The sequence below is a fragment of the Mesorhizobium sp. BR1-1-15 genome (assembly GCF_020165475.1).
Lineage (GTDB): Bacteria > Pseudomonadota > Alphaproteobacteria > Rhizobiales > Rhizobiaceae > Mesorhizobium.
Window position 1 is genome coordinate 42,090 of sequence record NZ_JAIUIF010000023.1, and the last position, 25,865, is coordinate 67,954.

23 protein-coding genes and 1 pseudogene are annotated in these 25,865 nt (G+C 63.6%); 15 read left to right on the forward strand and 9 right to left on the reverse strand.

What is annotated here, in order from left to right; all coding sequences use genetic code 11:
• Positions 1-7 precede the first annotated feature (7 nt).
• From LB541_RS26640 to LB541_RS26650, 3 genes are all read right to left on the reverse strand, one after another.
• Entirely contained in the window at positions 8-1,381 is a 1,374-nt protein-coding gene (locus LB541_RS26640) for an aspartate aminotransferase family protein (protein WP_140567824.1), read from the reverse strand.
• Positions 1,382-1,474: 93 nt separating this feature from the next.
• Complete coding sequence (locus tag LB541_RS26645) at positions 1,475-2,449, reverse strand: WD40 repeat domain-containing protein (protein ID WP_224619968.1); 975 nt, start codon at positions 2,447-2,449, stop codon at positions 1,475-1,477.
• A 128-nt stretch (positions 2,450-2,577) separates the two neighbouring features.
• On the reverse strand, positions 2,578-3,645 hold the full coding sequence (locus tag LB541_RS26650) for a CobW family GTP-binding protein (protein ID WP_224619957.1): 1,068 nt from the start codon (positions 3,643-3,645) through the stop codon (positions 2,578-2,580).
• 411 nt (positions 3,646-4,056) lie between these two features.
• Here LB541_RS26650 and LB541_RS26655 point away from each other — a divergent pair, with 411 nt between their 5' ends.
• A complete protein-coding gene (locus LB541_RS26655; RefSeq protein ID WP_140501145.1) occupies positions 4,057-4,527 on the forward strand; it encodes a MarR family winged helix-turn-helix transcriptional regulator in 471 nt (156 codons plus the stop codon).
• 15 nt (positions 4,528-4,542) lie between these two features.
• Here LB541_RS26655 and LB541_RS26660 read toward each other — a convergent pair whose 3' ends face one another.
• Positions 4,543-5,412: an AraC family transcriptional regulator gene (locus LB541_RS26660; protein WP_224619958.1), complete on the reverse strand. Its 870-nt coding sequence runs from the start codon at positions 5,410-5,412 to the stop codon at positions 4,543-4,545.
• 49 nt (positions 5,413-5,461) lie between these two features.
• On the opposite strand from LB541_RS26660, the gene LB541_RS26665 reads away from it, so the two are divergent.
• The 5 genes from LB541_RS26665 to LB541_RS26685 all read left to right on the forward strand — a co-directional run bounded on the left by LB541_RS26665 (position 5,462) and on the right by LB541_RS26685 (position 9,488).
• Positions 5,462-5,869 (forward strand): DUF2000 family protein, encoded by a 408-nt coding sequence (locus LB541_RS26665; RefSeq protein ID WP_140525592.1) that lies wholly within the window; start codon positions 5,462-5,464, stop codon positions 5,867-5,869.
• Between the two features lie 173 nt (positions 5,870-6,042).
• Positions 6,043-6,927 carry a DMT family transporter gene (locus tag LB541_RS26670; protein ID WP_181165295.1) on the forward strand — a complete coding sequence of 295 codons (885 nt, stop codon included), beginning with the start codon at positions 6,043-6,045 and terminating at the stop codon, positions 6,925-6,927.
• Positions 6,928-6,994: 67 nt separating this feature from the next.
• Entirely contained in the window at positions 6,995-8,017 is a 1,023-nt protein-coding gene (locus tag LB541_RS26675) for a LacI family DNA-binding transcriptional regulator (RefSeq protein ID WP_140501249.1), read from the forward strand.
• A complete protein-coding gene (locus LB541_RS26680; protein ID WP_224619959.1) occupies positions 8,014-8,997 on the forward strand; it encodes a 2-hydroxyacid dehydrogenase in 984 nt (327 codons plus the stop codon). The genes LB541_RS26675 and LB541_RS26680 overlap by 4 nt, the downstream gene beginning before the upstream one ends.
• 86 nt (positions 8,998-9,083) lie before the next feature.
• Entirely contained in the window at positions 9,084-9,488 is a 405-nt protein-coding gene (locus tag LB541_RS26685; RefSeq protein ID WP_140512842.1) for a hypothetical protein, read from the forward strand.
• Here the strand turns inward: LB541_RS26685 and LB541_RS26690 are convergent, their stop codons facing one another.
• Complete coding sequence (locus tag LB541_RS26690) at positions 9,489-10,262, reverse strand: gamma-glutamyl-gamma-aminobutyrate hydrolase family protein (protein ID WP_140513543.1); 774 nt, start codon at positions 10,260-10,262, stop codon at positions 9,489-9,491. It abuts the gene before it with no gap.
• 262 nt (positions 10,263-10,524) lie between these two features.
• On the opposite strand from LB541_RS26690, the gene LB541_RS26695 reads away from it, so the two are divergent.
• Positions 10,525-11,634 carry a TRAP transporter substrate-binding protein gene (locus LB541_RS26695; protein WP_140501135.1) on the forward strand — a complete coding sequence of 370 codons (1,110 nt, stop codon included), beginning with the start codon at positions 10,525-10,527 and terminating at the stop codon, positions 11,632-11,634.
• Between the two features lie 147 nt (positions 11,635-11,781).
• Here LB541_RS26695 and LB541_RS26700 read toward each other — a convergent pair whose 3' ends face one another.
• The 4 genes from LB541_RS26700 to LB541_RS26715 all read right to left on the reverse strand — a co-directional run bounded on the left by LB541_RS26700 (position 11,782) and on the right by LB541_RS26715 (position 16,404).
• Positions 11,782-12,810, reverse strand: a complete 1,029-nt coding sequence (locus tag LB541_RS26700) for a zinc-dependent alcohol dehydrogenase family protein (RefSeq protein WP_224619960.1) — start codon at positions 12,808-12,810, stop codon at positions 11,782-11,784.
• A 19-nt stretch (positions 12,811-12,829) separates the two neighbouring features.
• Positions 12,830-14,626: a TRAP transporter large permease subunit gene (locus LB541_RS26705; protein WP_224619961.1), complete on the reverse strand. Its 1,797-nt coding sequence runs from the start codon at positions 14,624-14,626 to the stop codon at positions 12,830-12,832.
• A complete protein-coding gene (locus LB541_RS26710) occupies positions 14,623-15,207 on the reverse strand; it encodes a TRAP transporter small permease subunit (protein ID WP_140501131.1) in 585 nt (194 codons plus the stop codon). The genes LB541_RS26705 and LB541_RS26710 overlap by 4 nt, the downstream gene beginning before the upstream one ends.
• Positions 15,208-15,498: 291 nt before the next feature.
• Positions 15,499-16,404 carry a branched-chain amino acid ABC transporter permease gene (locus tag LB541_RS26715; RefSeq protein WP_224619962.1) on the reverse strand — a complete coding sequence of 302 codons (906 nt, stop codon included), beginning with the start codon at positions 16,402-16,404 and terminating at the stop codon, positions 15,499-15,501.
• A 150-nt stretch (positions 16,405-16,554) separates the two neighbouring features.
• Between LB541_RS26715 and LB541_RS26720 the strand changes: the two genes are divergently transcribed.
• The 8 genes and pseudogenes from LB541_RS26720 to LB541_RS26755 form a co-directional block, all read left to right on the forward strand.
• Entirely contained in the window at positions 16,555-17,169 is a 615-nt protein-coding gene (locus LB541_RS26720; protein WP_140525588.1) for a CGNR zinc finger domain-containing protein, read from the forward strand.
• A complete protein-coding gene (locus tag LB541_RS26725; RefSeq protein WP_404926006.1) occupies positions 17,156-17,695 on the forward strand; it encodes a hypothetical protein in 540 nt (179 codons plus the stop codon). Before LB541_RS26720 ends, LB541_RS26725 begins: the two co-directional genes overlap by 14 nt.
• A gap of 220 nt (positions 17,696-17,915) precedes the next feature.
• Positions 17,916-21,392, forward strand: coding sequence for an indolepyruvate ferredoxin oxidoreductase family protein (locus LB541_RS26730; protein WP_224619963.1), 3,477 nt, complete (start codon positions 17,916-17,918; stop codon positions 21,390-21,392).
• Positions 21,393-21,528: 136 nt separating this feature from the next.
• Positions 21,529-23,844 carry a putative bifunctional diguanylate cyclase/phosphodiesterase gene (locus tag LB541_RS26735; protein ID WP_140525585.1) on the forward strand — a complete coding sequence of 772 codons (2,316 nt, stop codon included), beginning with the start codon at positions 21,529-21,531 and terminating at the stop codon, positions 23,842-23,844.
• Positions 23,845-24,259: 415 nt separating this feature from the next.
• Positions 24,260-24,952: an N-acyl amino acid synthase FeeM domain-containing protein gene (locus LB541_RS26740; RefSeq protein ID WP_224619964.1), complete on the forward strand. Its 693-nt coding sequence runs from the start codon at positions 24,260-24,262 to the stop codon at positions 24,950-24,952.
• A 114-nt stretch (positions 24,953-25,066) separates the two neighbouring features.
• A complete protein-coding gene (locus LB541_RS26745) occupies positions 25,067-25,216 on the forward strand; it encodes a DUF3096 domain-containing protein (protein ID WP_140501117.1) in 150 nt (49 codons plus the stop codon).
• Between the two features lie 209 nt (positions 25,217-25,425).
• A complete protein-coding gene (locus tag LB541_RS26750; protein ID WP_140501115.1) occupies positions 25,426-25,650 on the forward strand; it encodes an aa3-type cytochrome c oxidase subunit IV in 225 nt (74 codons plus the stop codon).
• Positions 25,651-25,737: 87 nt separating this feature from the next.
• Positions 25,738-25,865 (forward strand): annotated as a pseudogene (locus LB541_RS26755) (NAD(P)(+) transhydrogenase (Re/Si-specific) subunit alpha); the annotation flags it as partial.

A 25,865-nucleotide genomic window follows, 5' to 3' on the forward strand; every position in this document is an offset into this window, starting at 1 on the left:
GCTTGTCTCATGCCGCAAGCTCCGCCGCAACTGCGCCGAAGGCGGTGATCAGCCGGTTGACCTGGGCGCCAGTGGTCGCCGGAGAGATCAGCATCATATTGTGGAAGGGCGCGATAAGCACGCCGCGATTGACCAGCGCGACATGGATGGCGGCTTCGAGTTCCGGCGCGTGCGCGGCCTCCGCCTCCGCCCCATTGCGCAGCGGGCCCGGCGCGCAGATGAATTCGACGCGGGCGCCGACGCGGGCGACATGCCATGGCAGGCGGTAGCGGTCGATGACCGTGGTCAGCCCGGCATCGAGCCGTCGCGCCAGATGATCCATGCGGTCGTAGTTCTCGGCCGTCATCACTTCTTCGAGCGCGGCGCGCATCGCGGCGAATTGCAGAGGATTGGCCGAGAGCGTCGTGCCCATGCCGGAATAACCCGGCTCTTTCGTCCTGTTGTAGTCGGCGTAGCGCGAGGCGACCTCTTCGCTCATGCCCCATACGCTTGCCGGTACACCACCGGCGATCGGCTTGCCTAGCACGAACAGGTCCGGCTCCAGCCCGTATTTCGCGGAATAGCCGCCCGGTCCGGTCGAGATCGTATGCGTCTCGTCGATCAGAAGCAGCGTGCCGGCCGCGCGGGTCAGCTTTCGCAGCGCCTCGTGGAAACCGGGATCGGCCAGCACCATGCAGGAATTGGTCAGCACCGGTTCGGCGATGACGCAGGCGACATCCTTGTCCCTGAGCGCTGCCTCCAGCGCGGCAACGTCGTTGAACTCGATGACCTTGGCCGTGCGGGTCAGGTCGCGGAATTCTCCGGCCAATCCGGGCCGGTTGGCCGGCTTGCCGTCGATCAGCCGCACCATCGTCTCGTCGACAGAGCCGTGATAACAGCCGTTGAAAACCAATATCTTTTCTCGCCCGGTGACGGCGCGGGCAACGCGCAGCGCGAAGCGGTTGGCATCGGTCGCCGTCGTGGCGATCTGCCAGAACGGCAGGCCGAAGCGCTGTTGCAGCAGCGGTCCGATGGCGAGCGCATCTTCCGAAGGCAGCATGTATGTCAGGCCGCGTCCGGCCTGCCGGCGGATGGCGCGCGCTATCGCCGGCGGCGAGTGGCCGAACATCGATCCGGTGTCGCCGAGGCAGAAATCGTCGAGCCTGTTGCCGTCGATGTCGGTGATCGTAGCGCCTCTGGCGCTCTGGACCAGGATCGGAAACGGCGTCGGCCAGTCGTTCATCCAGTGCATCGGCACCCCGCCGAAGAAGCCAGGCAGGCCGTTGCCGGCCTTGGCCTGCGATTTCGGCCGCGCCTTGCGGAAGCTGGCGCCTTCGGCGTCCCGCAATGCGGCAATGCGGTCGCGGCTGACGCCGCCAATGGACGTGTGGGCGCTGTGCATGAAACCCCTCTTTAGCGCAGTAGTGGAGTAGTGGGCGCTCAACGGCCCGGATGCTCTAAACCCGCTCCCATATTGCTCTACTCCCCTACTCCCCTAACCGGTGATGTCGATAACGCCGCAGTCGCCGGCGGCACTGCCGAAGGCGATGCGCCGTTCCTCCCTGTCCCACATCATCGAGGTGATGGCGCCCTTGCCGGGGCGACGCAACAGCACTTCCTTGGCGTCGGAAAAACGCACCGCCATCACCATGCCGTCCTCATAGCCGATGGCGACGACGTCCTGGCTCGGATGGCAGGCGACTGAGGTCACCATCGCATTGCCGCGCGTACCGAGTTCCAGCGGCGCCTTGCCCATTGGCCCATCGTTGCCTGAAAACGGCCAGACGATCGCCGCCGGCGCGCCGGAACTCGCCAGCCACTTGCCTTTCACGCTCCATGACAGGCTTTTGACCTTCGCGGGATAGCCGCTCATGCGCATGTGCTTGCCGTCTGCCAGCTTCCAGCCGTGCAGCGCGTTTTCCTGCATGGTGGTGACCAGGAAGGCGCCATCCGGCGAGAAGGTGATGCCGGTATGGGCGCCGGCCCATTCGAGCTCCACCGGCTTGCCCTCGGCGGCCGGGAAATGCAGCGTCGCGCCATTGTAGCGCGCGACGCCGAAGCGCATGCCCTTGGGCGAAAATGCCAGCCCCTCGACCGAACGCGGATGGGCGAACTCTTTTGTGTGGCCGTCGGCAAAGCGCACATAGGCGGTCTTGCCTGTAGCGTAGGCGATGGCACCTTGCGGGCCAGCGGCGACGCTGGTGACCCACTTCTTGCCCGCGCTCGCCAATTCCTTGGCCTCGCCGCCCGCTTTCACCGCAAACACCTTGCCGTCTTCACCGCCGGTGAGCAGCCGGTCATTGGCGGCATCGTGGAAGGCCGCGAGCAGCCCGTCATTGGCCTGCACCGTCTTGTGGCCATTGTCGAGCCGATGGACGGTGCCGTCGGCCAGCGCGAAATGCGGCACGTCGCCGAGGAAGACGGCGGCAAGGCAATGGCCTTCGAGATCAAGCGGGGCGACGGTCGGCATGTAGGACAGGTCCATTCCAGATTGTTGCTGGTCGTCTCGGGAGCCGCCAGCGCGCCAGGCGCGGCCCCACCCTCTCCCGCAAGGGGAGAAGGAAGAGCGGGCAGCGCTACCGCCATAAAGTCCGGAAATCAAGCGGCCTGGCAGGCCTCGAAGCTCTTCTTCAGCCGTTCGGCGTCCAGTTCGCGACCGATGAACACCAGCCGGCTCTCATGCTTCTCGCCGTCTTTCCAGGCGCGCTGGTGGTCGCCCTCGATGATCATGTGCACGCCCTGGATGACGTAACGCTCGTCGTCGCCCTTCAAGGCGATGATGCCTTTCAGGCGCAGGATGTTCGGCCCCTCCATCTGGGTGACCTTCTCGATCCAGGGGAAGAATTTCTTCGGATCCATCTCGCCCCCGCGCAGCGAAACCGACTGCACCGTCACGTCATGGATGTCGGATGGGTGCGCGTGATGGTGGTGCCCATCGTGGTCATGATCGTGCCCGTCATGATCGTGGTGGTGATGGTCGTGGTCATGATCATGGTCATGGTGGTCGTCATGCGCCTCGAGGAAATGCGGGTCGTTCTCCAGCGCCCTGGACAGGTCGAAGGCGCCGCGGTCGAGCACTTCCGACAGCGCCACGCCGGCGCGGGTGGTGCGATGGATCCTTGCGGCCGGGTTGATGGCGCGGATCGTCGCTTCGACCTTGACCAGTTCTTCTGGTGTGACGAGGTCGGTCTTGTTGAGCACGACGACGTCGGCGAAGGCGATCTGGTCCTCGGCTTCCTTGGAATCCTTCAGCCTGAGCGGCAGGTGCTTGGCGTCGACCAGCGCCACCACGGCGTCGAGCTTCGTCTTGGAGCGCACGTCGTCGTCCATGAAGAAGGTCTGCGCCACCGGCACCGGATCGGCGAGACCCGTGGTCTCCACCACGATGGCGTCGAAGCGGCCGGGCCGGCGCATCAGGCCTTCGACCACACGGATCAGGTCGCCACGCACCGTGCAGCAGACGCAGCCATTGTTCATCTCGTAGATTTCCTCGTCGGATTCCACGATCAGGTCGTTGTCGATGCCGATCTCGCCGAATTCGTTGACGATGACGGCGTAGCGCCTGCCGTGGTTTTCCGACAGGATGCGGTTGAGCAGCGTCGTCTTGCCGGCGCCGAGATAGCCGGTCAGAACGGTTACGGGGATCTGCGTCTGTGCGTCGCTCATGGCTTGCCTCGAATGGATGGGCCTTGAAAGATTTCGGCCTCGAAAGGGATTGTCGGCTCCATATAGGATGCGCGGCGGGCTTTTGCACGAGGCAAACCGCGAATGGCTGCGGTCCAATCCATAGGTCAGCGTCTCGTCGAACTAGGCGGCTGGCGGCGCCCTGCAGGCCATGCGGTATCGGTGCGCAAAAAGAGCCTGTGGACGACCACGGCCGGCCGATCCACCGCAATCGCTTTCGCGAAAAGTCGTTTGTCATCTAACTGAAATAATCATCTGGCATTAGCCACGGCGGGTACCGCAATGCTTGCCGGCAAAGCTGTTTCAGGCGCCGGAATCTTTTTTGATCGTCGATTGCCAACCGGCCGGCTGCGTCTATGCTGCCCGCACCGGTATGGCCGAAGAGGGATGACCATGGCCAAGGCGGACAAGACTGCGACAATGAGCCGGCTGCATTCGGCGGCAAGGCTGGCAAGAACAGCGCTTGCGGCACGGCTGCTGGCGCATGGCTTCTATGCCGGCCAGGACCAGATCATGCTGGCGCTCGACCGCGAGGATGGCCAGACCCCGGGCAATCTGGCTGGCCGGCTCGGCGTGCGCCCGCCCACCATCACCAAGACCATCAATCGGCTGCAGGCACAGGGTTTCCTGCAAAAGCGCGCCTCCGACGCCGATGCCCGCCAGGCGCATATCTTTCTCACTGACACCGGCCGCGAGACCATCCGCGCCATCGAAAAATCGGTGAAGAAGACCGAAAAGCAGGCGCTGAAGGGCCTCGACAAGAAGGACCAGAAGGCGCTGTTCAAATTTCTAGCCCGCATCGAGGCCAATCTTTCGAACGAAGAACTGGCCTTGATCGACGACGACGCCGAGTCGGACGACTGACCGCCGGTGCGGTGATCAGGCTGCCGCTGCGGCCCCACGGATCAGCGAAGACCAGCGTCCCGGCGTCATGCCGAATGCCTTCTTGAATTGCCTGTTGAAGTGGCTTTGGTCGCTGAAACCGGCCTCGGCCGCGATCTGTGCCAGCGGCTCGCCGGCGGCGATCATGCGTCGCGCGCGCTGAAGCCGGCGCATCAAAAGGAAACGATGCGGGCTGGTGGAGAAAGCGGCGCGGAAATGCTTGGACAAGGCATAGCGGTCGAACCCGGTAACCGCCTCCAACTCGTCGGATCGCACGGGCCGGGCAGAGTTTTCCGTGAGATAGTCGCGCGCCAGAGCGGCCGCCCGCCAGGCCGTTCCCGGCACCGCTCTCGCCGGCTGGCCGGCATGGCGGGCGAGCCCTTGCATCAGTTGCGCCAGGAAGTCGGCGACGAACAGCTCATCGAGTTCCTCCTCCAGCGGACCCAGCGCCGAAAGCAAGGTCGCGCGCAGGCGTTCGTCCGCCACCACGGCCTGCCTGACGAAAGGCAGCGATGCGCCGCCGAGGCAGTCCAGCATCAGTGACGGTTCCAGATAGAGGATCCTGTAGCGCAGCCCGTCCTCGGTTCCGGCGCCGCCATCATGCAGTTCGTCGGGATGCAGGACGATGATCTGGCCGGGCAGGCTATGCCGCACCGCACCGCGATAGCGAAAGCTCTGCACGCCTTGCAGCGTCACCCCGATCGCATAGGTGTCGTGGCGATGCAGGTCGAAGGCGCTGCCGTGGAATCGCGCCTCGATGCGCTCCATACCGGCAGGATCGCAGGCGGCAATGATGCAGTTTTCCGCGGCCTCCGCGCACAAACGTCCAAGACCCTGGAACGCCTGGCTGCCTAGATCGAGCGACATCGCTTCCTTTCGCCTTGAAAGGGGCATAACCACGAATGGTCACTGTCTCATGTTCGATACGAAATTTGCAATCGTGCTCAGGGATGATCTGCCGGTCTGGCAAAAACTCAACGTCACCGCATTCCTGACCAGCGGCGTCGTCGCGCAGTTCCCCGATATCATCGGCGAGCCCTATCGTGACCGCGCCGGCAATGTCTACAATCCGCTGTCGATCCAGCCCGTCATCGTGCTGTCCGCCGACCAGGTGACACTCGGCGCGATCCACAGCCGCGCCCTGGAGCGCGGAGTAACGAGCTCGCTCTATGTCGAGGAGATGTTCTCGACCGGGTTCGACGCAGCCAACCGCGCCGTCTTCGCCGAATTCGCGCCGGAAGACGCCAAGGTGGTCGGCATTGGATTGCGCGCCGACAAGAAGACGGTCGACAAGATCACCAAGGGCGCTCGCATGCATCCCTGACGGCGCCGGCCTGAGCCTGTCGGCGCGTCTTGTTGTGCCAGCCGCTTTTGGCTTGCCGCACGCCCGCAATTGCCGCAAAAGGTGGGCCTCAGCCCAGCTTTCCATCCGGCCTGCAAGTGAGTGCTCCCCAAACATCTTCAGAAAGCGCGACGCCGCCGGTGGCGATCCTGTGCATGCTTTCCACCTATGTCTTCTTCACCTTTCTCGACACCAGCAGCAAATACCTCGTCCTAGCCGGCGTCTCCGCGCTTGTCGTCGCCTGGGTGCGCTTTGCCGTGCATGTCGTGCTGGTCGGCGCGCTATTGCGCGGCTGGCGTGAACCGGCGCGGTTCCGTCCGGCCAACCTGCCGGCTCATGTCCTGCGCGGGCTGTTCCTGTTCGGCTCGACCATCTTCAACGTGCTGGCCCTGCGGTCCCTGCAACTGGCCGAGACGACATCGATCTATTTCTTCGGGCCGATGGTCATCACCGCACTTGCCGGCCCGCTGCTTGGCGAATGGGCGGGCTGGCGGCGGTGGCTGGCGATCCTGGCCGCGTTCGCCGGGGTTCTGATCATCACAAGGCCGGGAGTCGGCGTTTTCGGCATCGGCCACCTGTTCGCGCTCGGCTCGATGCTGTCGAACTGCTTCTATGTGATCATGACCCGGCGCATGTCGGCGACCGAGACATCGGAAAGCCTCATCCTGTTTTCGGCACTGGCCCCGGCGGTGGTGCTCCTGCCCATGCTGCCGTTCTCGTTTTCCCTGCCGCATGATGGCTGGCACTGGTTCATCCTGCTCATGCTCGGCGTCTTTGGCGGCGTCGGTCATTGGCTTCTGGTGCAGGCCTATCGCATGGCCACCACCACCGCGCTCGCCCCCTATCCCTATTCGCAGATGGTGTGGATGATCCTTTCCGGGCTCATCGTCTTCAAGCAGTTCCCCGACCGCTGGACGCTCGTCGGCGCCGCCGTCATCGTCGCCAGCGGTCTCTACATCGTCCATCGCGAGCACCGGCTGCGCCTGCGCAATCGTGCGGTGCTGGACGTCGAGGCGGAAGCGCTGGCAAAAAAACTTTGATTTAGCCTCGAAGGGTGGCATAAGGCCGCCTTTAAACAGTTTAAAAAAACGACGGGGGAGGGGAAGGCTGGCACAGAAGATCAAGCTGTCGACGATCGCGGATGCGCTCGGTGTATCCACGGCCACGGTATCGCTGGCGCTGCGCGACAGCCCGCTGGTCGCAGGCGGCACCCGCGACCGCATCAAGGAACATGCCCGCGCCATCGGTTACATCTACAACCGCCGTGCCGCCAGCCTGCGCACCTCGCGTTCGGGCATTGTCGGTGTCGTCGTGCATGACATCATGAACCCGTTCTTCGCCGAGATCCTGCGCTCGATCGAAAGCGAGCTCGACCGCAGCCGCCAGACCTTCATCCTGTCCAATCACTACGACCAGCTCGAGAAGCAGCGCACTTTCATCGACACGCTGTTGCAGCTCGGTGCCGACGGCGTCATCATGTCGCCGGCCATCGGTACTCCGGCCTCGGATATTCTGATGGCCGAGGAAAACGGCCTGCCGGCGGTGCTGATCGCGCGCACCGTCGAGGGCGCCGACGTGCCGGTTTTTCGCGGCGACGATGCCTATGGCACGGGGCTTGCCACCAATCACCTGATCTCGCTCGGCCACAAGCGCATCGCCATGATCGGCGGCACCGACCAGACCTCGACCGGCCGCGATCGCTACCAGGGCTATGTCAACGCCATGGAGGCCGCCGGGCTGGAAGTGCGGCCGGCCTGGCGCATCCCCGGCCCGCGCACCAAGCAGGCTGGCTTCGAGGCCGCCGGACAGTTTCTGGCCCTGAAGGACAAGCCGACAGCCGCCTGCTGCTGGAACGACCTCGTCGCCATCGGCCTGATGAACGGCATCGCGCGCGCCGGCCTGGTGCCCGGCCTGGACATATCGGTCACCGGCTACGACGATCTCGAGGAGGCGGCAATCGCCACGCCGGCGCTGACCACCGTGTGGAACGGTCAGCGCGAGGTTGGCCGCCGCGCCGCCAGCGCCCTGCTCGACAAGCTGAACGGGCAGACGGTGCGGCCCTCTCAGGAACTGATCAAGCCGGAACTGCATGTGCGACAGTCGACCGGCAAGCCGGTGGAGCGTGCATGACAAAGCCCGAGCAACTGCAAACCGTCGCCATCCTGGTGCCGGGGCATTTCAACGACCACGCGGTCGAGCGCATCGACCGGACATTCAGGCGTGTCGGGATCGAGCGCGCCGACCCGTCCCTGGTCACCGATGAAATGCGTGACAACGTGCGCGCCATCGCCTCGTTCGGCGGCATCAGCGCGGCCTTCATGGATGCATTGCCCAAGCTTGAGATCGTCGCCAGTTTCGGTGTTGGCTACGATTCGGTCGATGCCCGCCACGCTGGCGATCACGGCATCATGGTCACCAACACGCCGGATGTGCTGACCGAGGAGGTCGCCGACACCGCCATCGGCCTGCTGATCAACACCGTGCGCGACCTGCCGCGCGCCGAAGCCTGGCTGCGCGACGGCAGCTGGCAGCGCAAGGGCAACTATCCCTTGAGCCGGCTTACCTTGCGCGGCCGCAGCGCCGGCATTTTCGGCATGGGCCGCATCGGGCTCGCCATTGCCCGCCGGCTGGAGGCGTTCGGATTGCCCGTCGCCTATCACAACCGGCGCCGGGTCGAGGGCCTGTCCTACCCCTATCATCCGACGCTGAAGGGCCTCGCCGAAGCAGTCGACACGCTGATTTCGGTGGTCCCGGGCGGCGCCTCGACGGAAAAGGCGGTCGATGCCGAGATACTGTCGGCGCTTGGCGCCAACGGCGTCTTCGTCAATATCGGGCGCGGCAGCACGGTCGACGAGGCGGCGCTTGCGACAGCCCTCGCCAAGGGCACTATCGCCGCCGCCGGGCTCGATGTCTTCGCCGACGAACCGAACGTGCCGCGGGCGCTGCTTGACGCGACCAATGCCAGTCTGTTGCCGCATGTCGGTTCGGCGTCGGAGCACACACGTCGCGCCATGGCGGATCTGTGCGTCGACAATCTGGTGTCCTGGTTCAGCGAGCGCCGGTCGATCACACCTGTGCCCGAGACGGTGCATGTGAAGGCGCGCGGCTGAGAGGTCGGGCTGCCATATTTATTAACGTCAGCTTAACCCTTTGAAATCATTCTTCATCCTGTCCGTACGCATGGATGAGGATCACCATGAAAACGCTTTCCGTACTGATCGGAGCCGCCGCCCTGTTTGGCGGCGTTCAGCTGTTTCATGGCGGCACTGGCGAAAGCGTCGCTGAAGAGGCCACGCCGCCCGACACCTACAGGCTGGTCGCCAATGGTGATGAGGGGGTTTGCGCAATCAAACGCGGCGCCACCGTCTCGGACGGCCTGTCGCTTTTGACGGTGGCTCCGAACTGTAGCCGACTCATGCCAGGCATCGAGCGGGCGAAATTCTGGCGCGAGCAGGAGGACGGCACGGTCGCCTTCAGCGTCAACGGCGTCGATCCGATCGTCACCTTCGCGGTCGCCGATGGCGACGGATTCGAATCCTACGCTCCTGCACTGCCGCTGCTGTCGCTGGCGGCCGCCGGGGACCCGAGCACCGACGACTGATTACTCCGCCGCCGCGCGGGCGCCGGCCTTGGCAGCCGCATGCAGGCGAACCGCGTCGCCGAAGGCCCGGAAGATCTTGGCCGAGTTACTATCCGACTTGACCCAGTATTCGGGATGCCACTGGACACCGACCGCGAAAGCGCGGGCATCCTTTACAGAGACCGCCTCGACGGTGCCGTCGTCGGCCACGGCTTCGATCTGCAGCTTCGAACCAAGCCGGCCGATTGCCTGGCGGTGCAAAGAGTTGACCTTCATGTCGCCGGCCCCAAACACACTGGCCAGGCAACTGCCCGCCTTGATCGAAACGGTCTGGTGAATCGCGAAACGTTCGTCCTGATTGTCGCTCACCGGCGCGCGGTGGTCGAGCGAGCCTTCACGCTCCTGGATTTCAGTGCCCAGCGTGCCGCCCAGCGCCACGTTCATCTCCTGGATGCCGCGGCAGATGGCAAGCAGCGGCACGCCACGCTCGATCGCTTTGCGAATCAGCGGCAAGGTGGTGGCGTCGCGTGCCGGGTCATAGGGGCCGTTCGCCTCGCTGGCATCGCCGCCATAGAGCGAGGGGTCGACATTGGATTTCGAGCCGGTCAGCATGACGCCGTCGACCGACGACAGCAGCTCATCGAAATCGAGCCGATCGCCGAACGAGGGCACCAGCACCGGAAACACGCCGGCGCCGGCGATCGCCGCCTCCAGATATTGCTGTGGGGCGGCATGCCAGGTGTAGTTGTCGAATTGACGGACGTCGGTCGATATGGCGACGAGCGGCTGCTGCATTTTGGCTTTGTTTTCCATCTGGGCCGGGGAATCCTGCCTTCAAAATAGGCGATCCCAGCACATTTTTCCATGACAAGTTTCGGTCCGTCGGATGGGCCACCAAACGGCCCGTTAGACTATAGTTGCAAGGCCCTGCGCACACGCCGTCAAATCAGGCCGCCACGCTGGACTCGACTCCTTGCCCGTGTATTGTTTCGCCCAGCCGTGCGGGACATCGAGCATGCGCCGCACGTCGGTTTGTTGATCCAAAAGGGAGGACTTCATGGATCGTCGTTCATTCATCCGCAAGGCCGGGACGACCGGCGTTGGCGCCGCTGCGGCCGCCGCCACGCTCGCCGCGCCGGCCATAGCCCAGTCCAATCCAAAGGTGACCTGGCGGCTGGCGTCGTCCTTTCCCAAATCGCTCGACACGATCTATGGCGGCGCCGAGGTCTTCTCAAAGATGCTTTCGGAAGCCACCGACGGCAATTTCCAGATCCAAGTCTTCGCCGCTGGCGAACTGGTGCCCGGCCTTCAGGCGGCCGACGCCACGACCGCCGGCACGGTCGAGGCCTGCCACACGGTGGCATATTATTACTGGGGCAAGGATCCGACCTGGGCGCTGGGCGCGGCGGTTCCGTTCTCGCTCAACGCGCGCGGCATGAATGCCTGGCACTATCATGGCGGCGGCATCGACCTGTTCAACGAATTTCTCGCCACGCAAGGCTTGTTCGGCCTGCCTGGCGGCAATACCGGCGTGCAGATGGGCGGCTGGTTCCGCAAGGAGATCAACACGGTGGCCGACCTTTCCGGCCTCAAGATGCGCATCGGCGGCTTCGCCGGCAAGGTTGTGCAGAAGCTCGGCGTCGTGCCGCAGCAGATCGCCGGCGGCGACATCTACCCGGCGCTCGAAAAGGGCACCATTGACGCAGCCGAATGGGTCGGCCCCTATGACGACGAGAAGCTCGGCTTCTATAAGGTTGCGCCCTACTACTACTATCCAGGCTGGTGGGAAGGCGGCCCGACCGTCCACCTGATGTTCAACAAGGCGAAATACGAAGAACTTTCGCCGACTTACAAGTCGCTGCTGCATACCGCCGCGCAAGCCGCCGATGCCAACATGCTGCAGAAATACGACTATCTCAATCCTGCGGCGGTGAAGCGGCTGGTGGCCGGCGGCGCCAAACTGCGTCCGTTCAGCCAGGAGATCATGTCCGCCTGCTTCGAGAAGGCCAATGAGGTCTACGCCGAAATGGAAGCCTCGAACGCGCCGTTTAAGAAGATCTGGGACTCGATCAAGGGATTCCGTAAGGAGCACTATCTCTGGGCGCAGGTGGCCGAGTACAATTACGACACCTTCATGATGGTCCAGCAGCGCAACGGCAAGCTGTAAGGTTTTTCTGCCTCCTTTCGAAGACCCCGGACTCGGTAGTCCGGGGTTTATTCGTTGGGCGTCGGTGCTGGAAACATCGATAGTCGAAGGCGTCGAAACTTGCGCCGCAGCGCCGGGGGTCGAACGGGTTCGAAGCGACAGCGGCACTCAGCCTCGGTCCGGCACCACCACCACCTTGACCTCGCCGGCGGCAGGCGGGTTGGCGATTACCGCGGCGGCCTCTTCCAGCGGCACCTGCCTGGAGATCAGCCGGTCGATCTCGATCGCGCCCGAAGCGATCAGCTCGGCGGCGCGGCGGTGCGTGTAGGGGTTGAGGAAGGAGCCGAGAACCTTCAACTCGCGAAACAGAAGATCGAAGGGCTCGAACGCCGCCTTCATTCCTTGCGGCACCACGCCGACAATGACGACCGTGCCGCCGGCCCTCGCCAGCCGCAGCGACTGCTCGACCGTTTCCTGGACACCGGCACATTCGAGCACCACGTCGACACCGCCGGGCACCAGTCCCGCTGGCCCGGAGATGGCATCGATGACGTCGGCGGCGCTTGCGTCGACCGTTGCCGTCGCGCCGAGCTCCTCGGCCAGTGCGCGTCGTGATGCCTGTCGCGTCGACAGGATGATGGTCGTCGCCCCTGCAAGCCTTGCCAGTTGCACTGTGAGCAGGCCGATCACGCCGCCGCCAAGTATGGCGACCGAGGAGCCGGGCTTGATCTCGGCCAGATCCACGCCATGCAGGCAGCAGCCGAGAGGCTCGCAGAAGGCGCCGTGCGTCGGCTTCAAGTCCGCGGGCAGGATGAAGGCCTGTTTCTGCGGCAACACGACGTAGTCGGCGAAGCCGCCGTCGCGATGGATGCCGATGGCATTGAGATTGCTGCACAAATTGATGCGGCCGGCATGGCAATGGCGGCAGCGTCCGCAGGCGATGTTGGGATCGCCGGTGACGCGGTCGCCGATCGAGAAGCCGCTCACGGAATGTCCCATTGCCTCGACGATGCCGGAGAACTCATGTCCGGGTGTTACCGGCGGCCGGCAGGGAAACTCGCCGTGGAAGAGATGCCGGTCCGTGCCGCAGACGCCGCAGGACTCGATGCGCACCAGCAGATCGTCAGGCCCGGGAACCGGCTTGGCGACCTCGCGCAGCGTGATGCTGCCAACCGCTTCCAGCCGTACCGCTTTCATGGTTTTGCGACCTCCGGCATCAGTTGAAATTCGGCGGCTGCGACAGATCCGGCTGTGGTGCCGCCGGTTTGGCGGGCGCCGTGTCGCCGAAGTTCGGCGGTTGCGACAGGTCGGGCGCGGCAGGCGCGGCGGGCGGCGGGGCGCCAGTGGCGGGTGCGGGGCCGCTCCCGGCCGGCGGCGTGCCGAGCGGCGTCAGTCCCGGCACCTCCGGCACCGTATAGTCGATCGTGCCGGAATCGACCGCTGTGCCCTTGTAGTGCATCACCATTTGCGGGAAGGCGATGGTGAGCCCGATCATGATCACCTGGATGCAGACGAACGGCACGGCGCCCCAATAGATCTGACCCGTGGTCACCGGCGCGATCTGCTTGCCGGTCAAGCGGTCGAGATAGGGCACCCGGGCGGCGACCGAGCGCAGGTAGAACAGCGCGAAGCCGAAGGGTGGATGCATGAAGCTGGTCTGCATGTTGACGCCCAGAAGCACGCCGAACCAGATCAGGTCGATGCCGAGCTTGTCGGCGGCCGGTGCCAGCAACGGCACGATGATGAAGGCCAGTTCGAAGAAATCGAGGAAGAAGGCAAGCACGAAGACCAGGATGTTGACGCCGATCAGGAAGCCGACCTCGCCGCCCGGCAGCGAGGTCAGGAGATGCTCGACCCAGATGTGGCCGTTGACGCCGTAGAAGGTGAGGGAGAAGACGCGCGCGCCGATCAGGATGAACAGCACGAAGGACGACAGCCTTGTCGTCGAAGCGAGCGCCTGCTTGACCACGTCGAGCGACAGCCGGCCTTTGATCGCCGCCATCGCCAGCGCGCCGACAGCGCCCATGGCGCCGCCCTCGGTTGGAGTGGCGATGCCAAGGAAAATGGTGCCCAGCACCAGGAAGATCAACGCCAATGGCGGGATCAGCACGATCACGACCTGCTGCGCCAGCCGCGACATCATGTTGATTTTCAGGCGCTGATCGGCGATCGCAACGATATAGATCACGGCCACTCCGATGCTGGCGCCGAGGATGTCGGCATTGTCGCCATGGGTCGGTGCGAGATAGCGGTAGGCCGCGTAGGAGATCGCCACCGTCGCCAGCAACGCCACCAGCAGCGACACGACGCCATGGCCGAGCGTGCGTGCTTCCAGCGGCAGCGCCGGCATCGAATTCGGCCGGACGATCGTCATGATCAGGATGTAGAGCATGTAGAGGCTGGTCAGCACGATGCCGGGGATCAGCGCGCCCGCATACATGTCGCCGACCGAGCGGCCGAGCTGGTCGGCGAGCACGATCAGCACCAGCGACGGCGGGATGATCTGGGCGAGCGTTCCGGACGCGGCGATGACGCCGGACGCCAGCCGGCGGTCATAGCCGTAGCGCAGCATGATCGGCAGCGAGATCAGCCCCATGGCGATGACCGATGCCGCCACCACGCCGGTCGTCGCGGCCAGCAGCGCGCCGACGAAGATCACGGCATAAGCAAGCCCGCCGCGGATCGGCCCGAACAGCTGGCCGATCGTATCGAGCAGGTCTTCCGCCATCCCCGATCGCTCGAGCACGATGCCCATGAAGGTGAAGAAAGGGATCGCCAGCAGCGTGTCGTTCGACATCACCCGGCTGCCGTAGAAATTATCCGGCAACGCATGCAGCAGCGGCCAGGCGAGATTGATCGAGCCGCCCGAATAGGGTGAGACCAGCACGCCGATGAAAAAGAACAAAAGTCCGTTGGCGGCGAGCGAGAAGGCGACGGGATAGCCGATCAGCAGGAAGAGGACCAGCGAGGCGAACATGATCGGCGCCATGTTCTGGGCGATGAACTCGATCACGAGCGCACCTCGTCGGCCAGTGCCTTGGCTTCGAGTTCCGCCTGCTCATGCGCCGATATGAACGGGGTCGGGTCGTCCATGTCGCCGCGCATGATGGCGATCTTCTTGATGATCTCGGAGATGCCCTGCAGCGCTAGCAGGAAGAAGCCGACCAGCAGGATCGCCTTTGCCGGCCAGATGATCAGCCCGCCGGAATTGTTCGACATTTCGCCGCTGCGGAACGACAGCGACACATACGGGACGAAATAGATCACCATCAGCGTCACGAACGGCATCAGGAAAAAGACATGGCCGAAAAGGTCGATCCAGTGCTGCACGCGGCGCGGGAACAGGCCATAGACGATGTCGATGCGGATATGGTCGTTCTGCTTCAGCGTGTAGGCCGCCGCCAGCATGAAGGCGGCGCCGAACAGGTACCATTGCAGCTCCAGCCACGCATTCGACGAGGTGTCGAACACCTTGCGGATGGTCGCGTTAGCGGCGCTCACTAGGATTGCCAGCAGGATCAACCACGATATCCATTTGCCGATGAACTCGTTCACACGGTCGATCGTCCTGGATAGAGCGAGAAGCCCTGCCATGCATTCCTCCCTTTTGTCCGAGGCGCGACGGCTCCCCGTTGTTTTACGCCGCGCCGCTGTGGCCTAACCGTATGCCGTGCGTGGCAGGACGGGTCAACACAGGAGCGGCGCTGTCAACGCGGTTGTGAGACGAGGAAGCCGACGAAGCGCAGGGCTGCGGCGCAGGGCTCGGAAAACCGGAACCGGCTTCCGGCAGGGTTCGTGGGCAAAATCAAAGCGTTAAGGCGGTCGTTTCGTTGCCGAAACAGGCTTATCGGTGGCAGGCGTCATGCAACCAAAGTCTGATGCGGATCACGCGATCTTGGTCTGGTCGCGGCCAGCGCCGATCAGCACCAGCATGGCGACGAGGAACAGGTACATCCATGCGTCGCGCCATTCCACCGGGAAATAGCCGGCCCACAGCGACTCGGCCATGCCGAAGGCGGCAGCGCCCAGGGCCGCCCGCGGCGGCGAGAGATAGCCGCCGACCGCCGTCACGAACAGGATCTTGAGCCCGTAGACGAGGCCGGAACCGAAACTGACATTGCCGTAATAGAGGCCGGCCATGACGCCGGCCAGCGCGGCGCAGAAACCGCCGAACAGCACTGCGTGGCGGAACACGGCGCGCACGTCGACGCCGCACATGGCGGCCGCCTTGGCATCGTCGGAGACGGCGCGCCAGCGCCGGCCGAAATTCGAATGGGCAAAGCCCCAAGCCGCAAGCGCCACCGCCCCCAGCACCACGGCGCAATCGAGCAGCTGGATCAGCGTCAATGTCGCCTTGAAGCCGGCATTCTGCGCGAAAACGACAGGTTGCGCCAGCATAGGCGGCAGCCACAAATCATGCGTGTCGGCGGCGATGCGGCTTGCTTCCGACAAAACCAGCAGGATGCCAAGCGTGGTCACCACGATCGCGTTGGGCGAGCGGTCGGCCAGCGGTTCGAAGACGCTGCGCGACAGGACGCAGCTGATAAGCGCGGCGTAGAGGAAAGCCGCTGCGATGCCGAGCACCACCGCCGCCGTCAGCGTCAGCCACAGCACCTGGTAGCCGAAGGCGGCGGTCAGGATCATCGTCTGTCCGCAAAAGGCGAACAGCGCGCCATAGGCCAGGTTGGTGCGGTGCAGGATGCCGTTGGTCAGCACATAGCCGAACGCCAGCAGCGCATAGAGTGCGCCTGAATGCAGCCCGTTCAGGACCTGCTGGAACAGATACAGCATGCGAAAATCCTCGGGGCATATCGCCCAAAGCGCATAGCGGTTTTGGGACGACGATACGCTCCAGACAGAGAGCGGCAATACCCGCTTCAGGGCAGACTTGCATCGTCGAATCTAACTTGTCAAATGCCATTTATCGGTTAGATTTCGGACATGACGGTATCCTGGACCCCGCACCGCTTCACCGGCGGCCTGCTCGCGCTCGACACGGCGAACACCGTCGTGCTGCGTGCCGATCCCGAGAGGACCTTCGACCGTTTTGACGATCCGCGCGAGATCGCCCACTTCGCGGACGCGGCGAGCGGCTTTCGCGCCGCCGAGCTTGGCGGCAGGCGGCTGGCGGTCTCCGCGCCGGCTGCAATCGCGCCTGTCGTGCTGGCGATCCGCGAGGCGACGGACCGGTTGTTTCGCCACGCGGTGTCGAAAGGCACGGTCGCTACCGATCATCTCTCCGGCCTCCTGGCGGCCTGCGCCGACGGTCTTGCCGGCAGTCGGACCGAGATCGCAACGCCCGGAAAGCCGTTCGGCGATCCGGCAACGCCGATCGCATTCGAAGCGGCACTGGCGGTTTCCGCCCTGTCGCTGCTGCGCGAGGACACGGTCGCCAGGCTCAGGATCTGCCCCAATTGCTCCTGGCTGTTCGTCGACCGCAGCCGCAATTCCAGCCGCCTGTGGTGCGACATGGCGGTCTGCGGCAACCGCCAGAAGGCAAGCCGCCACTATCGCCGCCGCAGGGCGGCCAATGAGGTCAACAATGTCCAGGACTAGCTCTCGTTCAGCCCTGCTCGGCATGGCGCTGATCGCGGCGATGGCGCTCGGCGCCTGCCGCGACACCGGCAAGGACGGTGAAGGCAAGTTGTTCGAGATTTCGGGCAAGATATTCGTCTTCAACTATCGTCTTGCCAGGGCGACCTATGTCGTGACGCTGCGGCCCTTGCGGCCGATGGGAGAGGGCCAGGTCGCGGTCGCCAGCTTCCAGGATCCGGCCGGCGGCGCGCCGTTGGTGGTCGAGCAGAAGGTCTGGCCCAAGCTCGACAAGGTGACGCTGGAGAGCCCGGCTTTGACCTGCGTCGTCAAGAACAAGCCTTATACGATCGCCATCGCTATCAAGGGTTCCGACGGCGCGGTCCTGCAGAAGATCGACACCACGCTGATGTCCACCGAAGACCAGTCCATCCTGCCCGACCGGCCGCTCGTCATTGACCAGCTCTACACCGCCAATCCCGATCTCGTAGGCCACCCCGACGGCAAGCTGCCGGGCGAGCCGAAGCCCGACTGCTCCAAGGGGACCTGACGCTCGCCGCCAAGCCGAAAGGCAAGCGAAATTTTCGTACGCCGGACATTGCTCGCGGGGCGATTTCATACCGGGCAAGGGATGACGGCGGATCGTTCGTTGCGCGTTGCCTGGCACGTCCGATTTCGTTTGACCTGTCTTGCAAGGGGAGAAAGGATGCGTCATCCGATCCCGACGCTGGCTGCCTGCCCCCGCGCGGCCTCCGCAGAGGAAATGCCTGATGACGCTGCACGACGTCGCGCTCGACGACAAGTTCGACCTGGGGAAGGAACGCATCTTCCTGTCCGGCGCCCAGGCGGTCATCCGCATGCTGCTGATGCAGCGCGAGCGCGACCGCCGCGCGGGCCTGAACACGGCCGGCTTCGTCTCCGGCTATCGCGGTTCGCCGCTGGGCGGCCTCGACATGCAGCTGTGGAAGGCAAAAAAACAGCTCGCCCAGGCCGACATCGTCTTCCAGCCCGGCCTTAACGAGGAACTCGCCGCTACCGCCTGCTGGGGATCGCAGCAGACGGAACTGCTGGGCGAAGGCACCCATGACGGCGTTTTTTCGGTTTGGTACGGCAAGGGTCCGGGGGTCGACCGCTCCGGCGACGTCTTCCGCCACGCCAATCTGGCCGGCTCGTCGAAACATGGCGGTGCGCTCGCTTTGATGGGCGACGACCACATGGCCGAATCCTCGACCAACGCGCATGCCACCGAATTCCTGTTCGTCGACGCCATGGTGCCGATCCTCAACCCGGCCGGTGTCCAGGAGATAATCGATTACGGGCTCTACGGTTTTGCCATGTCGCGCTTCGCCGGCACATGGGCGGCCATCAAATGCGTCAAGGACAACATCGAATCGACGGCCTCGGTCGATGCCTCGATCGAGCGTCTGAACATCGTTAATCCCGAGTTCGACATGCCGCCCGGCGGCCTCAACATCCGCCACGAGATCGACATGCTCGGCCAGGAGGAGCGGCTGCATGAGTACAAGCGCGCCGCCGCGTCGGCCTTCATCCATGCCAACGGGCTGAACCGCGTCGTCTATTCGGGCGGCCGCAATCCCAGGATCGGCATCATCACCATCGGCAAAAGCTATCTCGACGTCCGCCAGGCGCTCGAGGATATCGGCATCGACGAGGCGGCCGCCGGCCGCATCGGCGTGCGGCTGTTCAAAGTCGGTTGCCCCTGGCCGCTCGATTTCCAGCACATTGCCGAGTTCGCGCGCGGCCTCGACACCATCGTCGTCGTCGAGGAGAAGCGTTCGCTGATCGAGGTGCAGCTTCGCGAGAGCCTCTACGGCACCGCCACGCAGCCCGTCATCGTCGGCAAGAAGAACGAGCGCGGCGACTGGCTGTTTCCGGCCAAGGGCGCGCTCGACCCCAACGAAATCGCCATTGCCCTTGGCGAAAGGATCGTGAAAACCATCGGTCCGTCGGAAGAGATTTCAGCGCGGGTGGCGAAGCTGCGCCAGTTCCAGGCCATGCTCGCAGACGCGTCGGACATCGGCTCCCGCACGCCCTTCTTCTGCTCCGGCTGCCCACACAATTCCTCGACCAAGGTGCCGGATGGCTCGATCGCCGCGGCCGGCATCGGCTGCCATTTCATGGCACTGTGGATGGACAGGAATACTGTCGGCTTCACCGCCATGGGTGGCGAGGGGGCGCAGTGGGTCGGCCAGGCGCCCTTTTCCAAGCGCGACCACATTTTCCAGAATCTCGGCGACGGCACCTACAACCACTCCGGCACGCTGGCGATCCGCTTCGCGCTGTCGTCGGGCGCCAACGTCACCTACAAGATACTCTATAACGACGCGGTGGCCATGACCGGCGGCCAGCCGCATGAAGGCGGCCTGACGGTGGACATGATCGCCAGGCAGGTGCGAGCCGAAGGGATCGAGCGCATCGCCGTCGTCACCGACGAACCCGACAAATATGCCGGCAAGGTCGAGTTCCCGGCCGGCGCCACCATCCATCACCGCGACGATCTCGATCTCGTCCAGCGCGAGCTGCGCGGCGTTAGCGGGGTTTCGATCCTGCTCTACGACCAGACCTGTGCCGCCGAAAAGCGCCGCCGTCGCAAGCGCGGAACCTTTCCCGATCCCGACAAGCGGGTCTTCATCAACGAACTGATCTGCGAGGGCTGCGGCGACTGCGGCGTCCAATCGAACTGCGTCTCCATCCAGCCGGTGGAGACCGAGTTCGGCCGCAAGCGCCGGATCGACCAGTCGAGCTGCAACAAGGATTTTTCCTGCGTCAATGGCTTCTGCCCGTCCTTCGTCACGGTGCATGGCGCCAAGATCCGCAAGGCCGAAGGCATCGCCGGCAAGACCGATCCGCTCGACGGCGTTCCAGCAGCCGCCGAATTCCCGCTCGGCGAACAGGGCTGGGCGGCGATCATCGACGGCGTCGGCGGCACCGGCGTCGTCACCGTCGGCGCCGTGCTCGGCATGGCGGCTCATCTCGAAGGCAAGGGCTGCGGCATGATCGACATGGCCGGGCTTGCCCAGAAGGGCGGTTCGGTGTTCACCCATGTCCGCATCGCCCGCACGCCCGATGACATCCACGCCATCCGTGTCTCGGCCGGCAAAGCCGATCTCGTGCTCGGCTGCGATCTCGTCGTGTCGGGCGCCAAGAAGGTGCTGGCCGCGGTGCGCGAGGGCCACACCATCTTCCTCGCCAACACTGCCGAGATCATGCCGGGCGAGTTTGCCCGCTCGGCCGATTTCTCGCTGCCCATCGAGCGCTTGAAGAAGGCGATCCGCACTGCTGCCGGCGACGACAGGGCGCATTTCTTCGACGCTACCCGCACAGCCACCGTCCTGTTCGGCAATTCGCTGGGCGCCAACATGTTTATGCTCGGCTTCGCCTTCCAGCATGGCGGTCTGCCGCTGTCGGCCCAAGCCGTCGAAAAGGCGATCGAATTGAACGGCGAGGCGGTGGGGATGAACATCGCCGCCTTCCGCTGGGGCCGCCGCGCCGCGCATCAGCCGGACTTCGTGCGTGGCCTCGTCCAGCCGGGCAAGGACGGCCAAGCCGCCACCATTGCCCAGACGCTGGACGAAGTCATTGCCCGCCGGGTCGCTTTCCTTTCCGCCTATCAGAACGCCGCCTATGGTAAGCGCTACGCCGGCAGGATCGCTGCCCTGCGCGCGGCCGAAGCCAAGGCAGCGCCCGGTTCGAGCGCCGTGACGGAAGCGGCGGCCAGGAACCTGTTCAAGCTGATGGCGATCAAGGACGAATACGAGGTGGCGCGGCTCTATACCGACGGCTCCTTCGCCGCCGAACTCGGCAAGCAGTTCCAGAGTTACGAAAAACTCGAATTCCACCTGGCGCCGCCGGTTCTGGGCCGTCGCGGCAATGACGGCAAACCGAGGAAATCGAGCTTCGGTCCCTGGATGATGAAAGGGTTTCGCATGCTGGCGGCGATGAAGGGCCTGCGCGGGACAGCATTCGACCTGTTCGGCTACACCGCCGAGCGGCGCATGGAGCGGCAATTGCTGGCGCAATATGAGGCCGACCTGCAACGCGTCGCCAACTCGCTGGCGCCGGACACCATCGAGGCCGCCACGGCCCTCGTCTCGGTGCCGGCACTCATCCGCGGCTACGGCCATGTTCGGCAAGCCAGCGCTCAAAAGGCGGCCGGCGAGCGCCAAAGGCTGCTCGAGCGCCTGTCCGGCACGTCAGCGAAGGCGGAACTCCAGGCCGCCGAGTGATGGCCTTGTTTACCTAAAGCCCAATTCTCCCAGTCTGTCCTGCTTTGCGCACCCTCGGCAAGCCGCCCAAAACCGCTGTTCTAAGCCTTTCTTAAGGCGGATGTGAGATGACGAGGCCTAGCGTTGGGCCGACGACATGGGCAGAACAAAGACCGAAAACATCCCAGCGGATGTTTATATCCAGTTTGTGCGGTCGTTGTTCGACAACGCCCACATGCTGGTGATCGGTGGCGTGTGCTACTGGATCCTCGGACTAATGATCTACTTGCGCACGAACAATCCGTTGTTCCTGGCTTTCTCTTTTGTTCTGCTGTCCATCTGCCTTTACCGCTATTTCGGCATTCGCGCCTTCCGGAAGGCAGGCGGTGTAATAGCCGACGTCCAGGAGGCGCATCGGTGGGAGCGCAACTACATCCTCAAGGGCAGCGTGCAGGGCCTCACGTTGGGCGCGCTGTGCTTCATATCGATCTATGTCTATCCCGATCCCTTTGCCGAACTGGCCGCGACGTCGCTGGCCATCGCAACCTTGGTGACGGTTGTTGGCCGGAACTACGGCTCTCCCATTATGGTGCGGGTTTTTTCCGTGACCTTCATTGGTCCGGCAGCACTTGCACTTTTGCTGCGCATGGATGTGCCTTCGGTCATTCTCGGGCTGATGATCATCCCGTTGACTTTCGTCACGATCAACAGCGCCGACCACGTCCGCGATGTGCTTTTCTCGGCCGTCATCGGCCACAAGGAAGCGAGGAAGCTCGCGCTCAGATTCGATCGCGCGCTCAATACCATGTCGCATGGCCTCGTCATGCTTGGCCCGGACGGTCGGGTGGCGGTCGCCAATGCCGAGGCCGCGCATCTGATGTCGCTCAAATCGGCCGATGCTCTGCTTGGGCGGTCAATCCATGGTCTGTTGATGCGCGGCGTCGTGGGCGGCATGCTGGCCCCAAAGGACTGCCGCTACATCGAAGCCCAGCTGACGCGTGCATTGCGCGAGGGCCGCGACCGTAAGGTCCTGGTTTCGCTCGCCAATGGCCAGCACTACGAATTCTCCGCCCGCGAAGGCAGCCAGGAACTCGGGGTCATCACCTTCGAGGACGTGACGGCGCGCGTCGAGGCGGAAGACAAGATCCGCTTCATGGCGCGCTATGACAATCTCACCGGCCTGCCCAATCGCGCCTATTTCCACGAACTGATCGGCGAGGCGATGGCGTCAGGCGACCGTGACCGCCTCTGCGGCCTTGCCGTGCTCGACCTCGACGATTTCAAGAGTGTCAACGACACGCTCGGGCATCCGATCGGCGATGGATTGATCTACGCGGTGGCCGAGCGTCTTGCCGCCATTGCGGGACAAGGCATCACCGTCAGCCGCTTCGGCGGCGACGAATTCATGGTTTTCTTCGACCGTATAGAGGATGAAAGCCATCTGACCCTTCAGATCGACGAGATCTTTGCAGCGTTGCAAGGGGAGGTGGACGTCGCCGGCCACGGGCTGCGCATCCAGGCCAGCGCCGGCGCCGTGCTGTCGCGGGTCAGGGATACCGACGTCGACGCCATGATCGTCAAGGCGGACCTGGCGCTCTATAAGGCCAAGGAGCTCGGCAAGAACGGCTGGCGGCTGTTCGAGGCCGCCATGGACGCTGCGTTCCGCAACCGCCAGCTGATGAAGGCGGATCTGCGCAGCGCGGTGGAAGGCAAGGCCCTGCGCGTCGTCTACCAGCCGATCGTGGCGATGAGCACGATGCGCATCGCCAGCTGCGAGGCGCTGTGCCGCTGGGACCATCCCGACCTCGGGCCGATTTCGCCCGGCATCTTCATTCCGCTGGCGGAGGAAATGGGCATCATTTCCGAGATCAGCACCTTCGTGCTGCAGGCAGCCTGCACCGAATGCGCCAAATGGCCGGACCACACCAGCGTCTCGGTCAATCTCTCCGCCAAGGATTTCCGCAACCGGGACGTCATCCAGAAGGTTCGCGACGCTCTGGTCAGCTCCGGCCTTGCCGCCGGCCGGCTGGAGATCGAGGTCACCGAAACTGCGCTGCTCGATGACAAGTCGCTGACACGTCAATATATCGAGGAACTGAAGCAGATCGGTGTGCGCATCGCACTTGACGATTTCGGTACCGGCTATTCGAGCCTGAGCTATCTGCATAAGCTGCCGCTCGACAAGATCAAGATCGATCGCTCCTTCCTGATGGACGTCACCCAGAGCAAGCGTTCGCTGGAGCTGCTGAAGGGCATTGTCAATCTGTCGCGGCCGCTTGGACTTTCGGTGACTGTCGAAGGCGTCGAGACCTTTGAGCAGCTCAAGATCCTTGCCTTGCAAGTGAAACCGGATCTCGTGCAGGGCTTCCTGTTCGGTGCCGCGCTCAGTGCGTCGGGTATCGAGACGATGTCGAATGTCACCTGGCCATTCGCCGCTGACCTGCGTCGCACCGGTAAACGGACGGTCCGTTAGCGCCGTAATTTTCGACTTCGCTCGATTGGATTCCCCGCGCGTTGCGAATCGCACGACGCTCTTTGATGTCGAACTCGTTCAGTGTCGGGATACGGTTCCGCCGCGATTTTGCCTTTGCGCAATGCAGCTGAAAGGGTCCTCCTCAGAGTATGCAGATGTATTCGGAGGCATGATCCACGTCCTCTCAGCGGCAATCGCTCGGACGATTGCTCAGTAAGATATTCTCGGGCGACTCCCGGCCATTAAGGTTAACGGAATGTAAATCAACAAGATCTAAATTTCGGCTTGTGTCTCATTTCAACTCGAATAGCCTATCCTAGGTCGAATTCGAGGACAGACGATGGATGCTGCAACAGCTACAAGGAATGCGTCTGGCGGGGTAAGCACAGCCGGGGATTCGGTGCTGAATCGATCGATGATGCAACTGCTTGAGCATGTCGATTATCGCCTCATTACCGGGGGCGAGGATTTGGAAGCGATTTACCGGCTTCGCTATAAGTCCTATCTGCGCTCCGGTATGTGCGGCCCGCTCGCCAGCGGCATGTTCGAGGATCGCTGGGACAATCTACCCAATTCCTACCGATTCGGTGTCTATTGCTACGGCGAATTGGTGAGCACAATCCGCTTCCATTACATTTCCATCGAGCACCCGAATTCGCCCTCCGTTGATGCCTATCCGGAAATACTGATCGAGCGGCTTGCCCGCGGAGAAACCTTCATCGACGGAACCCGCTTCGCAACCGATCCTGACGCCGCGCCGGCACCCGGAGTGCTGCCGTTTCTGACACTCAGGCTTGCCATGGTGGCCTCGCTCTATTTTGGCCAGAACTCTGTGCTGACGCCGGTCAAGGTCGAGCATTCCAATTTTTATTCTCGTTACTTCAATGCCGTGCAGAGGACCGAGGCTAAGGAGTTTCCGGGCGTTCTTACCCGGATCGCCCTGTTCGAAATCCCCGCCGGCGAAAATATGCGCCTGACGCTCGAACGTTTCCCATTCTTCAGGTCGACGCCCATGGAACAGCGGTTGATGTTCGCCAATCCGGCCATCAATCGGCTGACGCCCTTGTCTATCGTGCCGACGGCGAAATATTATCGTGAGGCCGCCTGAGGCCCCTGATTTTGCAAAGCTCCGGAGCTTTCCGGCCAGATCCGCGTTTTGATGACGGCGGCGCGTTGACGCTCCGCGTCTTCATTTCGACGTATCTGCCAAAAGGACCCCGACATGCATATTTCCCAGCTCGCGCTCACGCCGCTTATCTCGCTGATCGCCGGGGTGCTGATCCTAGTCATGCCACGGCTGCTGAACTACATCGTCGCGCTCTACCTGATCATAGCCGGCCTGCTTGGATTGTTTCCGCACCTCGCCGGCTAAAGACAGCGCGGTTGACGCGCCAGCCGGCTTCGTCCGGGATTGCGCGAAAACAAGCAGCCGGAGCGGTTCGGCGATTCTGCCGAACGCAGGGGCGCTTTGCTTCAAATTTCCCTTGAGGCAGTTGTCGGCTGCGATGCGGCAATAGCGCCATTGCTCTCGGCGCGGCTTTTCGCTATGTGCCTGAAAGATGTCTTCGAAGGGGTATTCCTATGGCTGAGCACACGCCGACCGGTCCTGTCGAACTGGGCGCGAAGATGGACTATGCCGAGCACGACCGCACCTATGCGGGCTTCCTCATGCTGGCCAAATACGGATCACTCTTCTGCGGCGCCATACTTCTGGCGATGGCTTTCGGTTTCTTCGCGGGCGGCTTCTTCTCGGCGACTATCCTGTTCGTCCTGATCATGGCCGTCGGCGCCTTCATTCTGCGATAGTCTTTCCAAAACCCCATTGCCTTTGACGTCGCCGGACGCCCCGGCCGACACTTTGCGCAAACAGGTTCCAGCCGAAAGGATCATGCGGTGGGACAGACGGTTTTCATCCCTCGTGAGCTCGATGCGAACGAGCCGCGCGTCGCGGCTTCGCCCGATACGGTGAAACGGCTGGCCGGCCTGGGTCTTGAAGTGGTTGTGGAGGCCGGTGCCGGCAC